Here is a 13,804-nt window from a genome sequence, read left to right on the forward strand (position 1 = left end):
CGGCCCGCGTGGTGGGAGCCCGCCGCGGGTCCCACCACGCGGGGGTCGGTCAGAGCTCCTTGAGGAACCCGGAGTCGACGGCGAACTCCGCGCCGGTCGTGCTCGCCGAGCGCGGCGAGACCAGGAGCGCGACGGCGTCGGCCACCTCCTGCGGGTCCACCAGGCGGCCCGTGGTCAGGTTCATCATGCCGGGCGCGACGCTGTCCATGACGGTGTCGCGGTCGGTGCCCGCCTGCGCGGCGATCATGTCGGCGACGCCGCCCTCGTCGGTCCACCAGGCCGTCCGCACGGGCCCCGGGGACACGGTGTTCACCCGGATGCCCTGCGGGCCGAACTCCGCCGACAGCACCTTGGTGAGGTTGTTCATGGCGGCCTTCGCCGCCCCGTAGTCCACGTTGATGGGGGACGGCTGCCGGGCGTTGCCCGAGGACACGTTGACGATCGCGCCGCCACCGTGTTCGAGCATCACCGGGATGACGGCCCGGACGGCCCGGACGGCGGAGAACAGGTTGAACTCGAACATCGCCCGCCACTCGGCGTCGGTGGCGTCCAGGAACGAGCGGCGCGGGAGGGTCACCCCGGGCGGCGGCCCACCGGCGTTGTTGACCAGGATGTCCACCCGGCCGAACGCCTCCACCGCCCGAGCCACCACCTCCGCGGGCGCGGCGGGGTCCATGAGATCGACCGCGACGTGCACGAGGTCCGGGCCCGCCAGCGCGTCCAGTTCGGCGCTCGGCTTGCGGGACGCGGCCACGACGCGCGCGCCCTCCTCGAGCAGGGTGCGGGTGACCGCCAGCCCGATGCCCTTGGAGGCTCCGGTGACCACCGCCACGCGGCCGGAAAGCTTCAGATCCATTGGATGGTCCTTGTCATCGTCCCCCGCCCGCCCGCCGGGTGGGGGAGGGCCGCGCGCCCGCCGATCGGGCGCTTGTCGGTGACGTCGAAGCTAACGTCGCCGCGCCGCCGGGCCCCGGCGCGATTCGGACGAGCAGTCCCGGCGGGAATCGGACCCCGCATGCGGCCGCGTGAACGCGGAAGACCCCGCCAGGGGAATGCCTGACGGGGTCTTCACGTGTGCGAACCGGTGTGCGGGTCGCCTCTCGGCGAAAGGCTCAACGCGGCTCCAGCCGAACGGTAATCCGCGAAGGCAATAGGTGAGGCCCGGGGACACCGGACACACCGGTCACGATAGATGTAACCCCGGGAGCGGGAAGGTTGTTCCCGCCCGCACGGAGTCGCCCCCCCGCGAAGGCCGTCCGGCTCTCAGGTGACCATCCAGGACAGGACCGGGGAGGCCTGGAGTGCCGACAGGGCGCAGAGCACGACCAGGAAGACCAGGCTCCAGACGATGACGCGGCGGAAGATGTCGCCTTCCTTGCCGTTCAGGCCGACCGCCGCCGCGGCGATGGCCAGGTTCTGCGGCGAGATCATCTTGCCGAGCACGCCGCCCGAGCTGTTGGCGGCGGCCATCAGCACCTCAGGCAGTCCGGCCTGACCCGCCGCCGTGACCTGCAGCGCGCCGAACAGCGAGTTGGAGGAGGTGTCGGAGCCGGTGACCGCCACGCCGAGCCAGCCGAGGATCGGCGACAGCAGCGCGAACGCGGCGCCCGCTCCCGCCATCCAGGTGCCGAGTGTGATCGTCTGCCCGGAGGCGTTCATCACGAACGCCAGCGCCAGCACGGCCATCACGGTGAGGATGGCCCAGCGGAGCTGGTGGAGCGTCACCCTGTAGGCCCGCAGCGCCCGGGAGGCCGAGAGCTTCAGCGCGGCCATGGTGAGCAGGCCCGCGACGAGCATCTGGGTGCCCGGCGTGGTGAGCAGGTTCAGCGTGAACGTCGGCAGCGACAGCGGAGCGCCCTTGGCGTTGCGCAGGTCGAGGCCCGGCCACTTCACCGCGTACGTCGCCCGGTCCAGCAGGCTCTTCACCGGCGGGAGCTGGCAGATCACGAACACCACGATGATGATCGCGTACGGCGCGTACGCCCGCACGACGTCGGCGCGGGCGTCGGGACGGGCCACCCGCTCGGCGAACTCGGGGGTCGGCTCGTCGGCGGCGCCGCCCGCGATCGCGGTGCGCGGCTCGCGCGGGCGGCGCGCGCGGACCAGCGCGACCACGGCGGCGGCAGACAGCAGCGAGGCGACCACGTCGGCCAGCGGCACCGAGATGAAGTTCGAGGTGGCGTACTGGGCCAGCGCGAAGACGACGCCGCAGGCCAGCGCCACCGGCCAGGTGTCGCGCAGCCCGCGCCACCCGTCCACGATCACGACGAGCGCGAGCGGCACGAACACGGCCAGGATGGGCGTCTGCCGCCCGACCATCGCGCCGAGGGTGTCGCTGGGCAGGCCGGTCACCTTGCCGAGGGTGATGATCGGGGTCGCCATGGCGCCGAAGGCGACCGGCGCGGTGTTGGCGGTCAGCGCGAGCACGGCGGCCTTCAGCGGCTTGAAGCCGAGGGCGATGAGCATGACCGAGGTCACCGCCACCGGCGTGCCGAACCCGGCGAGGGCCTCGATCAGTGCGCCGAAGGAGAAGGCGATGATGATGGCCTGGACGCGCTGGTCGTCGCTCACACGGGCGAAGGAGCGCCGCAGCACGTCGAAGTGCCCGGTCTCCACCGTCATCTGGAAGACCCAGATCGCGTTGATGACGATCCACAGGATCGGGAAGAACCCGAACGCCGCCCCCTCGGTCCCCGCGAGCAGCGCCTGGCCGACCGGCATGCCGTACACCACGATGGCGATCAGCACGGCGAGGGCCAAGGACACCAGCGAGGCGACCCAGGCGGTGACGCGCAGCACGCCGAGCAGCACGAACAGCAGCAGCAGCGGCAGCGCGGCGACCAGGGAGCTCCAGGCGAGAGAGTGGGCGACGGGATCGAGGACTTGCTGGTACACGGCGACCACCTCGCGGGGGCGTGAATTTCCGAGCGATCACTCCGGGTTTACTCCAGTTAGAGATCCCGGTAAAGACCCGGAAACAATTCCCCCGGCCGTCATCGCGGGCGGCCCCGAGAAGATCCGGGGCCGCCCGCGGGGGCACCGGCTCAGACGAGCTCGGCGGAGGTGGAACCGGATCCCCTGGTCGTCGGTGCACTCGGCGGTCAGCCCGTACGGCTTCCGCTCGGGCTCGGCGCCGGTGCGCCGCGGGGCGGTCAGGTGTGGAACATCCCCTTGCGGGCGCCGGCCGCGTGCCGCGACAGCATGACGCCGAGGCCGATCATGACAATGCCCAGCAGGAAGTGCAGCCAGTTGTCCGCCGAGTTGACCGGGATGAAGTTCGCCGCGCTCTCACGGCCCACCAGCAGGCCGTAGATCCACAGGACCAGGTAGATGGCGCCGCCCCAGATCAGGAAGTTGCGCGCCCCCGCCCAGCTGCGGGCCATCGTGACGCCCGCGATGCCGAACAGCAGGTGCACGATGTTGTGCAGGATCGACACCTGGAAGATGCCCAGCAGGTGGGCCCCCGAATGGTGTCCGGCGAACGTCATGGCGCCGTAGTTGGTCGTGATGCCGGGGACGAACCCCAGGACGCCCACCACGAGGAAGATGATCCCGACGACGAGCGCGGCCGTCTGCAGCGGTGTTCGGGTCATTTCGCGCGTGTGCGCACTCATGGCGCCTCCTCGGTCGGTCTTGCTGTGGGTCGTGGTCGCCGGCTGACCGGCCGCCACGGCCGCACCCGCCGTGTCCGTCCTCGGCCCGGCGGGTGCGGGGTCAGTGGTGGGTGCGCACGGTGTGCATCCGGACCGTGGCGGGCAGGCGCTCGGTCTCCAGGGACCGGCGGAGCCGGGCCACCGCGTGCTGGATGCCCTTTCTGGCGGCGGCGGGGTCGGACTCGTCGGGCAGGACGACGGCCAGGGCGAGGCTCGGCGCGGTGGGAGCGCCGGTCAGGGTCGCGCTGACCCGTTCACCGTGCGCGGCCCCTCGGCCGTGTACGCCCGCTCCGCCGCCGGGCGTCCGCTCCTCGTGGATGCTGTGCGCGAGGTCGTCCTCGAGCGCTCCGGCCGCGGCCCGGGCCGACAGGTGGGTGGCGCCGTGGCCGGGGTCGGCCTCCTCCAGGTTCAGGTAGCGGACGGTGTCCCTGCGCGCCTCCAGGAGCAGCCAGCGCAGGGCCAGCAGCTCGACCACGAGCGCGACGAGGGCGAGGGCGGGCCAGAACCAGGCGGTACGGGCGGCGAAGCCGGCGATCTGTGGGGAGATCACCGGTACGTGGCGCGGCCCGAGCAGCCCGAGGCCCTTGGCCAGTGCCAGGGCCCCCGCCAGGGTCAGGATCAGGCCCAGGATCGCCAGGCCGGTGCGGTTGACGCGCGCGTTACGGTGGCTCACCGTTCACTCCTCTCTCCGCCGCACGGTGACGGTCACCGGTATCGGCCTCAGCGGGCGCAGGTCCTCGAGACGGCCCTCCACGGCCTGGCCGACCTCGCCGGGCAGCTCTCCGACGTCGCGGAGCGGGGTGGCGACCGTCACCTGCGCGCCGCGCCGCCGCAGCCGCACCCGCGCCCGCGAGACGCCGTCCACGGCCGTCGCGACGGCGGTGAGGTGGCGGCGCAGCCCGGTGCGGGTGATGCCGGTGACCATCTGTGGATCCTCGGAGGTCAGCGGGATCACCCGGGCGCGTCCCGGGGTCAGCGCCGCCACGAGCATCGCGAGGCCGATCACGCAGATGACGGCCGCGGTGGTGAGCGCCGCCGGATCGTCCCAGCGGGCGCGTCCGAGCGGCGCGAGCCAGGCCACCGTGGGCAGGTGCGTCTGCGCGCGGGTGGCCATCGCCACCGCGCCGACCATGGTCACCATGGCGGCGGCGGCCAGCAGCAGCGCGGCCAGGGTGGCCGGGAGGGTCCGGTGGGACCGGAACGCGCGGGCGGCCGCCCGCCGCTGTGCCCTGCCGCCGGCGTGCGGCCCGGGACCGGTTCCGCGGTCCTCTGCGACGGGTTCGGGTTCGGTCGCGCGGTCCTCGCCGCCGGGGCCGGGTTCGGTCGCGGTCACTGTACGCGCCTCCCCTCCTCGGCCGGGTGGATCAGGCGGGTGACGTCGATGTCCACCTGCCGCGCCTCCAGGCCGGTCAGCTCCCTGACGCGGGCCACGACGTGGTCGCGCACCCGGTGGACGACCTGCCGGATCGGCGCCGGGTAGACCACCGACAGCGTCACCTTCAGGATCGCCAGGTGGCCGTCCACGTGTCCGCTCACCCGGGGAGCGGTCTGCTCGGTGTCGCGCCCGAGCGGTACGCCCAGCACCCGGGGCGCGACGCCGCCGACCTGCTCCACCTCGCTCACCGCGCGGGCGGCGATCTGCTCCAGCACCCGGTCGGAGATGCCGGTGTGCCCGCGGGTCTCCGGCGGCCCGGCGGTGCGCTGGGACGGCGTGGTCGTCCCGGCGCCGCGTGGGGTCGCCGGCTCCGTGCCGGGCCCGCCCGGAGCGGGCGCGGCCGTACCGGTGTTCACGTCCGCCTCCGGCCGCCCATCAGCCCGCTCATGTCGAGCTCGCCGGTCAGCGCCCGGCCGACCAGGAACCCCAGGATGCCGAGGACCAGCACGATGAGGAACGCGGTGAGGCCACCGACCACCACGGCGAATCCGAGCGCGGCCCCGAACAGCAGGCCGACCGCCGGCCACCAACGGGATTCATCCATTTCGCTCACCTTCCGTCTCGTTTCCGGGCAGCGCGATGTCCTCGATGCGGACGTGGATCGGCAGCCCGGGTACCAGAGGTTCGACCGCGGCCCGCACTTCGGCGGCGACCCCGGCCAGCGGCCGGCCGTACCGGGCGACCACGGCCACCTCCACCTCGGTGTCCCGTACGGCGACCCCTGGCACCGTGCGGCCGGAGAGGTAGGTGGCCACCGGTCCCTTGGCCAGGGAGACGACATCCGGGCAGTGCTCGACCGCCTGGGCGATGCGGTCGACCAGCTGCTCCACCTCGGGCCGCTCCCGGGTGCCCGCGGGAGGGGTCATCGGACCCGGGCCTCCTGCGGCTCGGCGGCCTCCTCGCCGGGCAGGTGGAGGTCGTCGACGCTGATGTTCACCTCGGTGACCTCCAGGCCGCACATGTTCTCCACGGCGTCGATCACGTTGCGGCGGACGCCGGCCGCGAGGTCGGGGATCGATACCCCGTACTCGACGATCACGTCCAGGTCGGCCGCCGCTTGGCGCTCGCCCACCTCGACCTCGACGCCCTGCGTGCTGGCCGTGCCGGCTCCTCCGGTCAGGCGCTCGCGTACCGCCCCGAGGGCTCGCGACATCCCCGCGCCGAGCGCGTACACCCCGGACACCTCCCGGGCCGCCATTCCGGCGATCTTGGCCACCACGGTGTCGGCGATCGTCGTCCTGCCGTGCTCGCTGACGAGTTCGGCGGCCCCTCGGTGCGGCGTCGTCCGGGTGGTGGTGACGTCGGACGCCTGGCTCTTCGTCTGGTTCATCTGTGTGCTCACCTTGTCGCCTCCGTTCCAGCAGGATCGGCCTGCGTCGCCGAATAGGAAGGCACAACCGGCGTAAGTATGCACGTACCCCCGAAGGGGGGATATATGACTATTTTATACCGAATGTCCTAATTTTAGGAGGTTGATGACCGTGTCAGGCGGGATCAGGTATCCGCGCCGACCGGCGCCTCCCAGCGTCCCATTAAGTCCCGGTAGAGCCCCGACGCCGCGACCATCTCCTCGTGCGTCCCCACCAGCGCGCGCGTGCCGTCCATGACCAGCACCCGCCGCGCCCGCAGCGCCGAGGTGAGGCGATGGGCGATCACGATGAGCGTCCCGTCCCGCGCCGCGAACGCCTCCTCCGCCCGCGCCTCGGCCGCCGGGTCCAGATGGCAGGTCGCCTCGTCCAGCAGGACCAGCCGCGCCGGCGACAGGTAGGCCCGGGTGAGGGCGACGAGCTGGCGCTCTCCCGACGACAGCTCCGAGGGATCCACCTCGGCCTCGTAGCCGCCGAGCCTGCGGACCAGGTCCGTCAGGCCGACCGCGTCGACCGCCTTGTCCAGGTCCGCCCGCGAGCGACCGCCCGCCAGGTAGGTCAGGTTGTCGCCGAGCGTGCCGCGGAAGACGTACGCCTCCTGCGGGATCAGCACCCGGGCGCGGCACATGGCGGCGCGGTCCAGCTCCTCGATCGGGACGCCGCCGATGAGGATCCGGCCCGCGTCCGGCCGCAGCAGGCCGGCCACCAGCGCCGCCACCGTGGACTTGCCGATCCCGCTCGGCCCGACGACCGCGAGATGGTCGCCGTCCCGGACGGCCAGGCCGAGGTCGCGGATCACCGGATCGGCGCCCGGGCCGTAGGCGAACGTCACCCCGCGCAGCCGCAGCAGCATGCCCTTCGGCACGCACACGCCGGCCGCCACCGCTGCCGCGAGCCGCTCGCTCGTCGACATGATGCGCTGGAGCGCCGTCACCAGCCGTACGCCGTTGACCCCGACCCCCTGCACGAGGCTGCCGAGCGCGGGCGTCAGGGACTGCGCCACGTAGGTGAGCGTGCCGAGGATGATCCCGGCCGTCGCGCCCTGGCGCACCAGTGCGGGCGTGGCGGCCAGCACCATGAGGATGGGCAGCCATCCGCCCACGGCGAGCGACACCGTGCGGACGGCGGTCAGCCGGGCGAGCGCCCCGGTGGCCCGCGCCTGGCGCTCCACGTCCCGGCCGACGCCGGCGGCCACCCGGTCCTCCGCCCCGCACGCGGTGACGTCCCGGAGGCCGTCCACCATGGCGGCCAGGGACGCCGCCGTCCGCTCCTCGGCCAGAATGGCCTCCCGCTGCGCGCGCGCCATCGCCGGCAGCGACATCAGGAACAGCGCGAGTCCCGCCACCAACGGCAGGAGCACCAGCGGCAGCACGGAGCCCATCAGCGTCATCACGCCGAGCAGCACCCCCACCACCGAGAACAGGAACGACCTGACCACGGCGATCACGGCGCCGAGTGAGTCCCTGGCGAGCTCCACCTGACGGTTCATCCGCGCCACCGCGGCGCTGTCCGTCCGCAGGCCGGAGGCGGCGGCCCGGTGCAGCGTCCCCTCCACGACACGGCGCAGCAACTCGTCACGGAACGGCTCGACGATCCCCGCGATCGCCAGCAGCACCTGCCGCGCGCCGAGCGCCGCGGCCAGCCAGGCCGCGGCCAGCACGACCAGCCACGCCAGGCCGGTCAGCGGGCGGCCGGCGGCGAACCCGTCGTCCAGCGCGTGCGCGATGGCCTGCCCGGAGGCGAACGACGGCGCCGCCTCGGCGAACGACCAGCCGAGCAGCCGCACCAGGTGGCGCGGCCGCTCGCGCACCGCCCGCCACAGCAGGTCGCGGACCCTCATGCCCGCTCCGCGACCGGGACGGGCCCGGCCGCACGCGGCGGCCCTAGGGCGGCGGCCGGGGCGCCGGCCGGGGAGGGCCCGGCGACCTGGAAGACCGCCCGGTAGGCGGGGTCGCGCCACAGCGCCTCGTGCGGGCCGTGTCCCCTGATCCGCCCGTCCTCCAGCCAGACGACCAGGTCCGCGCGCGCCGCCGTCGCGGCCCGGTGCGCGACGATCACCCTCGTGCGGTCGCGCAGCTCCTCGGTGAGGGCCCGGGCCACCTGGTATTCGGTGACGGTGTCCAGGCTGGAGGTGGCGTCGTCCAGGATCAGCAGCCGGCCCCCGTGCGCGAAGGCCCTCGCCAGCCCGACGCGCTGGCGCTCGCCCCCCGACATGGGGGCCTCGTCGATCGGGGTGTCGTACGCGCGGGGAAGCCTGCGGATGAACGGGTCGGCCGAGGCCGCCCGGGCGGCGGTCCTCGCCACGCCCGGCGGCCGTCCGACGGCGATCGCCTCGGCCAGCGTCGCGCCGAAGAGGACGGGCCGCTCGAAGGCGTAGCCGACGGCCTCCCGCAGCGCGGCGCGGCCGAGCCGGCGCAACGGCACCCCGTCGAGCAGCACCTCGCCCCGGCCGGGGTCCACCAGCCGCCCGGCGACGGCCGCCAGGAGCGACTTGCCGCTGCCCGACCTGCCGACCACCGCAACCGCCGCGCCTCCCGGCACGGTCAGGTCGATGCCGCGCAGCACGGGCCGCCCCTCGGCGCACACGGTGACGCCCCGCAGCTCCAGCCTTCCCCGGGCCGCATGGGCGCCCTGCGCCGCGGGCAGCTCCTCGTCCCCGTACGCGACGGCGGGACGGTCGAGCACCTCCCGGACGCGCCGGGCCGCCGAGCGGGCGCGGCCCAGCCGGTTGAGGTAGCCCAGCGCCGAGCCGATGCCGGCGCCCAGCACCGCGTAGCGCGCCGCCGCGAACAGGTCGCCGACGCTCATCTCTCCGGCGGCGAGCCGGAACCCGCTCACGCCGATCACAGTGATCTGCAGCAGCGGGACGACGATGGCCGCCTGGACGCCGGCGCGGGCGTTGACCCGCCAAAGGGCCATGCCGTGGGCGTGCAGGCGCGGCAGGGGCGCGAGCACGCGCCGCGCCTCCAGGTCCTCGGTGCCGGCGGCGGCGATGGTCCGGGCCCCGGACAGCGCGTCGATCAGCCGCGACGCGATGTCGCTCTGCGCCTCCTGGTAGCCCGTCGCGACGGCCGTCGACCGCCGCAGGAACGCGCGCAGGACGAGCCCGATCAGGGCCAGGCCCACCGCGAAGGCCACCGCCGGCCAGAGGTCGATGAGCGCCAGCGCGACCAGGGAGCCGGCCGCCGGCACGAGCAGGGCCCCGGCGGTGATGATCGCCTCGGGGGCGGCTCCGACCTCCTCGGCGTTGGAGCCGGCGCGGGTGACCAGGTCTCCGGCGGAGAAGCGCCGCGAGATGGCGGGGCCGGTGCCGAGGACGTGCCGTACGACCCGCATGCGCAGCAGGCGCGAGGCCTGGGCGCCGCCCGTCCCGGCCGCGAGGACGGCCACGGCGTCGCACGCCACCACCGTGACGACGAGGAAGACGCAGTACAGCAGGATGCCGCCGGCCTCGCCGCCGGGAGCGACGAGGACGTCCACCGCCCGGCCCAGAGCGCTGGGGAGCAGCAGGTCGGCCACGGCGCCGGCGAGCGCGGTGACGGCGTACACGGCGGGCCACCGGCCGCTGCGGCGGAGCACCTCGAAGAGAAGCCCGTCCGACATGGCCAAGGTTTCCCTTCCGTCCGTTCCGGGAATGGACAGGCCTGGAGCGGCCGGATGAGGGCCGCCCCAGGCACTTGGCTCAGATATCAGCCGCCAGATGTCAGCCGCAGAGGATGCTCAGGCTGCTGTTCTCGTGGGGGGTGCACCCCACGAGGCTCAGCTGGCTGCCGCCGCCGCCGCCGTGGCCGCCGGGGATCTCCATGTCCTGCAGGTCGAGAAGCGCCATTCGAGGTCACGCCCTTTCGTTTCGTACCGGGGTTTTCAGCCGCAGAGGATGCTGAGGCTGCTGTTCTCGTGGGGGGTGCACCCCAGCAGGCTGAGCTGGCTGCCGCCACCGCCGCCGCCGTGGCCGCCGGGGATCTCCATCTCCTGCAGGTCGAGAAGCGCCATGATCGTCACCTCCTTCCGTCGCTCGTCGGGTCCACCGGTCCGGCGGGGTTGCCGGGCGGGGAGATGAGGGGCACGGTCACCGGCCGGTCGTGCAGCACGGTGCCGAGCGCGAGGACCACGCCGGCCGTGCCGGTCGCGAGGTCCATCGAGAGCCGCAGCAACTGGTTGCCGGGGAAGGCGAGCCCGCCGCCGTAGGGCATGGCGTGCCAGCCGAGGCGCGCGATCTGGCCGGCGACCTCGGGAGCCTCCCGGTCGATGCCGGGCCGCAGCCCGAGGGCGAGGGCCGCGATCATGCCGGCCCGGCCGGCGAACAGGCCAGGCTGCACGTAGTAGTCCAAGGTGGCGACCGGGCCGATGTCGTCCAGCGCCTGCCGGAAGGCCTCGTCGTCGCGGTGCGAGAGGTAGCGGCGCAGGACGACCCCGATGCCGGCCGAGCCCTCGTCCAGGTAGGGGTTGGTCCGCCAGCCCTGCTGGACCTGCAGTTGCCCGTCGTCGCGCTTGGCGCAGCGGCGCAGGTCCTGCCGCAGCGCGACGCTCGCGTGCTCCAGCAGCGCGCTGTCGCCGGTCGTCTCGTACGCGCGCAGGAACAGCAGCGCGGGACCCGACGAGCCGCGCATCAGCCCGGCGTGCGGGTTGCCGCCGCCGCTGATCTCGGGCACGCTCTCGACGGTCCCGAGGCGACCGGCGACCATGTCGACGACGCGCAGGGCGGCCTCCGCCGGCTCGCGCTCGCCCGTGGCCCGGGCGAGGTGGAGCAGGTTCAGCCCGATGCCTGACAGGCCGGAGTACAGGCTCTGGCCGAGCTGGTCCCATTTCTCCCGCAGGCACAGGGTCACCAGCTCCAGGGCGTCCTGCCGGCGGCCGAGCGCCTCGAAGGCGTAGGCCACGCCGTGCAGCCCGTCGTAGAAGCCGAGGCCGGTCCCGGGTGCGGGGGCCATGGCGCGCTCGCGGAGCCAGGTCTCGTGCTCGGGGAACCGGCCGGCGCCCGTCGCGGCCAGCGCGTAGAGCACGCCCGCGGCGCCGTTGGCGAGGTTGAGCCCGCCGCCCGGCTGGAACTGCGCCGCGTCGCCGGGGAAGAGCCGGTCGTCGCGCCCCGGGGTCGCCGAGGCCAGGACGGCGCGGCACGCCGCGTCCCTGATCGCCGTCCAGGAGGCGCGGCCGGGGATGGGCAGATCGCGCATCGCGCTCGCGACGTCGTCCCGCGCCGGGGAGGCGGCGCGCGTGGCCGTGGCCTTCCCGAGGATGGTGCGCACCGCCTCCTCGACGTAGGGGCGCGGCACCGGGAAGGTGTCGCACACCAGCTCGGCGAGGTGGGTGACCTTGGCCCGGTGCAGCGGGATCAGCACCGTGGACATCGGGGCGAACAGGTTCAGGCGCATGCAGCCGAGGGCGTAGCGGTCGGCCTCCACGCCGAGCCGGTCCGCAGGAGGGCAGAAGCCGGGGTGGGCGAGGGTCGGCCGCGCCTTCTTCTCGGCCAGGCTGGCCACCTCGAAGTCGATCAGCACGACGCGGCCGCCCTCGACCAGGACGTTGAAGGGGTGCAGGTCGCCGAAGACGACCCCGCGCTCGTGCAGCGCGGCCACCGCCCGGTCGACGCGGTCCAGCATGCCGAGCGCCCATTCGGTGTAGGCGGCGGCGTCCTCGGGGGTGATGGTGGCGCGGGTCAGGGGATGCCTGTGCACCGACTCCTGGCTCAGGGTCGTCCCGTCGACGAACTCCTGGACGAGGAAATGGTGCTCGCCGAGGGTGAAGTAGTCGTGCAGCTCGGGGACCACGTCCAGCCCTTGGAGGCGGCGCAGGATGTCCGCCTCGTGCCGCAGGCGGGCGACCGCGTCGCGGCCGGCGGCGTCGAGCCCGGCGTGCGGCCTGGCCTCCTTCAGAATGACCTTGCCGTCCGTTCGGGTGTCGCGCGCCTGGTACACCCCGCCGCCGTTGGAGAAGTGCAGCACCTTCTCGATCTCGTACGGCAGGCCGGCGAGGGTGACCGAGTTGCGGGCCTCGAGGTGGGGCTGGAGGAAGTCCGGCAGGGTCACCCAGGACGGCGGCGAGAACGAGGGCCCCCGCCGGTCCGGCACGAGGGTGCCTTCCGCGTTCTCGATCGCGAGCACCCGGTCACGGTTTCCGGTCAGGCAGTAGCGCTCGGCGAAGCCGCCGTAGCGGACGAACAGGGGCCCCTCGCCGTAGCGCAGATCGCTCAGGATGTAGGGGCCGCGGACGCCGCGCAGGAGCTCGTCCAGCTCCTTGAGCACGAGCTCCAGCTCGCCCTGGTCCGCCGGGTAGATCGTCACCAGCTTTCCGCTGCTGCCGCGGTCGGCGTACTTGGAGTTGAGCATCATGACGACGCGCGGCCCGCGCAGGAACTTGAAGCTGAGCCGCCGGCCGACGCAGTAGTCCCAGGCCGCTTCCAGCGCCTTCTCGGCGTCCTCGAGACACGCCGAGAGGTGGATCTTCCAGCCCTGGAGGGGCAGCGACCGCTCCTCGGGCCCGTAGTGCAGCCAGGTGTCGGTCGCGCGATGCTGCCAGCCGGACGGCACATCTCTGCTCGCTATGGGAAAGTCAGGATACTTCGCCCGCTGGTTGTCAAGGGTGTCGTAAAACAGGGGATCGGCTAGGCAATAAATCTCATATCGGTCGATCATGTCCCACACCCCTCTCGTCGCTCGACGCACTAAGAGGAGAGTTACGGATAGCCCCATCCGTCGCTAGTGACCGGTCCCATAGCTGTCATATGCCAGTGTCACTGTTCGGGTCGTGATAACTGTCACAGTCGTGGAGCATGACCTGTGAATCTTGTGTTGGCCAACAATGAAGCTGACTTGACGAAAAATCCGATGTTGACGTGGTTCGACGGATGTGCCCCTGTGAGACGAAGTCCTGGCCTGGGAAGAAGCCCGTTCTCAAATGGCGAGGCGATCCGCTCGCGTGTGCGCGCCGACCAGGGTATGGCTCCGCATTTACGACACTCTGTCCCTTTTTGTCCACTACATACGGTTGTTTCGGTCGGCAGAGGGTTCGTGATGAAGAATGAGGGTAGCAGCCGCCTAGAATGCGATTCTGGAATGCGGGGCAAAGATTCGAACATCGCCCGCTATCGACGTGTAATGCGGAGTTTCTCCATGTGTAGTGAGGAACAGGAGCTACCTCGCGGCAAAGGAGGAATCATGGTGCAGGCGGACTTCATCCACGTGCGGAAATTCCTGTCCGGAGTTGACTACCCGGCGACCAAGGAGCAGCTCGTCCAGCACGCCAAGAAGAAGGGCGCGGACGAGCAGACGAGGGGGCCCTCCAGCGCCTCCCCGACAAGGAGTACGAGGGCCCCGACGGCGTCAGCAAGGAGCTGACCAAGTCCGGACGGC

General features: G+C 72.8%; 15 protein-coding genes. 1 reads left to right on the forward strand and 14 read right to left on the reverse strand.

The window, feature by feature from the left end; genetic code table 11:
- Positions 1-49: 49 nt before the first annotated feature.
- The 14 genes from MYF83_RS31590 to lanKC form a co-directional block, all read right to left on the reverse strand.
- Positions 50-856, reverse strand: coding sequence for an SDR family NAD(P)-dependent oxidoreductase (locus MYF83_RS31590; RefSeq protein WP_248964407.1), 807 nt, complete (start codon positions 854-856; stop codon positions 50-52).
- 407 nt (positions 857-1,263) lie between these two features.
- Positions 1,264-2,895: an L-lactate permease gene (locus MYF83_RS31595; protein ID WP_248964408.1), complete on the reverse strand. Its 1,632-nt coding sequence runs from the start codon at positions 2,893-2,895 to the stop codon at positions 1,264-1,266.
- A 257-nt stretch (positions 2,896-3,152) separates the two neighbouring features.
- Positions 3,153-3,614, reverse strand: a complete 462-nt coding sequence (locus MYF83_RS31600) for a DUF4383 domain-containing protein (RefSeq protein ID WP_248964409.1) — start codon at positions 3,612-3,614, stop codon at positions 3,153-3,155.
- A 100-nt stretch (positions 3,615-3,714) separates the two neighbouring features.
- The gene (locus MYF83_RS31605) at positions 3,715-4,326 is read right to left on the reverse strand and encodes an alkaline shock response membrane anchor protein AmaP (RefSeq protein ID WP_248964410.1); all 612 of its coding nucleotides are present in this window, start codon (positions 4,324-4,326) and stop codon (positions 3,715-3,717) included.
- 3 nt (positions 4,327-4,329) lie between these two features.
- A complete protein-coding gene (locus tag MYF83_RS31610) occupies positions 4,330-4,986 on the reverse strand; it encodes a DUF6286 domain-containing protein (RefSeq protein ID WP_248964411.1) in 657 nt (218 codons plus the stop codon).
- A complete protein-coding gene (locus tag MYF83_RS31615; protein WP_248964412.1) occupies positions 4,983-5,444 on the reverse strand; it encodes an Asp23/Gls24 family envelope stress response protein in 462 nt (153 codons plus the stop codon). Before MYF83_RS31615 ends, MYF83_RS31610 begins: the two co-directional genes overlap by 4 nt.
- Entirely contained in the window at positions 5,441-5,632 is a 192-nt protein-coding gene (locus MYF83_RS31620) for a hypothetical protein (protein WP_248964413.1), read from the reverse strand. The genes MYF83_RS31615 and MYF83_RS31620 overlap by 4 nt, the downstream gene beginning before the upstream one ends.
- Positions 5,625-5,954: a hypothetical protein gene (locus tag MYF83_RS31625; RefSeq protein WP_248964414.1), complete on the reverse strand. Its 330-nt coding sequence runs from the start codon at positions 5,952-5,954 to the stop codon at positions 5,625-5,627. Before MYF83_RS31625 ends, MYF83_RS31620 begins: the two co-directional genes overlap by 8 nt.
- Entirely contained in the window at positions 5,951-6,418 is a 468-nt protein-coding gene (locus tag MYF83_RS31630; protein ID WP_248964415.1) for an Asp23/Gls24 family envelope stress response protein, read from the reverse strand. Before MYF83_RS31630 ends, MYF83_RS31625 begins: the two co-directional genes overlap by 4 nt.
- Before the next feature lie 164 nt (positions 6,419-6,582).
- Positions 6,583-8,295, reverse strand: a complete 1,713-nt coding sequence (locus MYF83_RS31635; RefSeq protein WP_248964416.1) for an ATP-binding cassette domain-containing protein — start codon at positions 8,293-8,295, stop codon at positions 6,583-6,585.
- Positions 8,292-10,058 carry an ABC transporter ATP-binding protein gene (locus MYF83_RS31640; protein WP_248964417.1) on the reverse strand — a complete coding sequence of 589 codons (1,767 nt, stop codon included), beginning with the start codon at positions 10,056-10,058 and terminating at the stop codon, positions 8,292-8,294. Before MYF83_RS31640 ends, MYF83_RS31635 begins: the two co-directional genes overlap by 4 nt.
- Positions 10,059-10,158: 100 nt before the next feature.
- The gene (locus tag MYF83_RS31645; protein WP_248964418.1) at positions 10,159-10,284 is read right to left on the reverse strand and encodes a SapB/AmfS family lanthipeptide; all 126 of its coding nucleotides are present in this window, start codon (positions 10,282-10,284) and stop codon (positions 10,159-10,161) included.
- 35 nt (positions 10,285-10,319) lie between these two features.
- Positions 10,320-10,448, reverse strand: a complete 129-nt coding sequence (locus tag MYF83_RS31650; RefSeq protein WP_248964419.1) for a SapB/AmfS family lanthipeptide — start codon at positions 10,446-10,448, stop codon at positions 10,320-10,322.
- Between the two features lie 5 nt (positions 10,449-10,453).
- Positions 10,454-13,087, reverse strand: a complete 2,634-nt coding sequence (gene lanKC, locus MYF83_RS31655) for a class III lanthionine synthetase LanKC (protein ID WP_248964420.1) — start codon at positions 13,085-13,087, stop codon at positions 10,454-10,456.
- A 522-nt stretch (positions 13,088-13,609) separates the two neighbouring features.
- Here lanKC and MYF83_RS31660 point away from each other — a divergent pair.
- A complete protein-coding gene (locus tag MYF83_RS31660; protein WP_248964421.1) occupies positions 13,610-13,789 on the forward strand; it encodes a DUF2795 domain-containing protein in 180 nt (59 codons plus the stop codon).
- Positions 13,790-13,804 lie beyond the last annotated feature (15 nt).

The organism is Sphaerisporangium perillae, assembly GCF_023276435.1.
Classification (GTDB): Bacteria; Actinomycetota; Actinomycetes; order Streptosporangiales; family Streptosporangiaceae; genus Sphaerisporangium; species Sphaerisporangium perillae.

Bases quoted from the DNA above. Each gene is read 5' to 3' on its own strand.
- MYF83_RS31590 (WP_248964407.1), bottom strand. From the start codon at position 856: ATGGATCTGAAGCTTTCCGGCCGCGTGGCGGTGGTCACCGGAGCCTCC.
- MYF83_RS31600 (WP_248964409.1), bottom strand. From the start codon at position 3,614: ATGAGTGCGCACACGCGCGAAATGACCCGAACACCGCTGCAGACGGCC.
- MYF83_RS31620 (WP_248964413.1), bottom strand. From the start codon at position 5,632: ATGGATGAATCCCGTTGGTGGCCGGCGGTCGGCCTGCTGTTCGGGGCC.
- MYF83_RS31625 (WP_248964414.1), bottom strand. From the start codon at position 5,954: ATGACCCCTCCCGCGGGCACCCGGGAGCGGCCCGAGGTGGAGCAGCTG.
- MYF83_RS31630 (WP_248964415.1), bottom strand. From the start codon at position 6,418: ATGAACCAGACGAAGAGCCAGGCGTCCGACGTCACCACCACCCGGACG.
- MYF83_RS31635 (WP_248964416.1), bottom strand. From the start codon at position 8,295: ATGAGGGTCCGCGACCTGCTGTGGCGGGCGGTGCGCGAGCGGCCGCGC.
- MYF83_RS31640 (WP_248964417.1), bottom strand. From the start codon at position 10,058: ATGTCGGACGGGCTTCTCTTCGAGGTGCTCCGCCGCAGCGGCCGGTGG.
- MYF83_RS31645 (WP_248964418.1), bottom strand. From the start codon at position 10,284: ATGGCGCTTCTCGACCTGCAGGACATGGAGATCCCCGGCGGCCACGGC.
- MYF83_RS31650 (WP_248964419.1), bottom strand. From the start codon at position 10,448: ATGGCGCTTCTCGACCTGCAGGAGATGGAGATCCCCGGCGGCCACGGC.
- lanKC (WP_248964420.1), bottom strand. From the start codon at position 13,087: ATGATCGACCGATATGAGATTTATTGCCTAGCCGATCCCCTGTTTTAC.
- MYF83_RS31660 (WP_248964421.1), top strand. From the start codon at position 13,610: ATGGTGCAGGCGGACTTCATCCACGTGCGGAAATTCCTGTCCGGAGTT.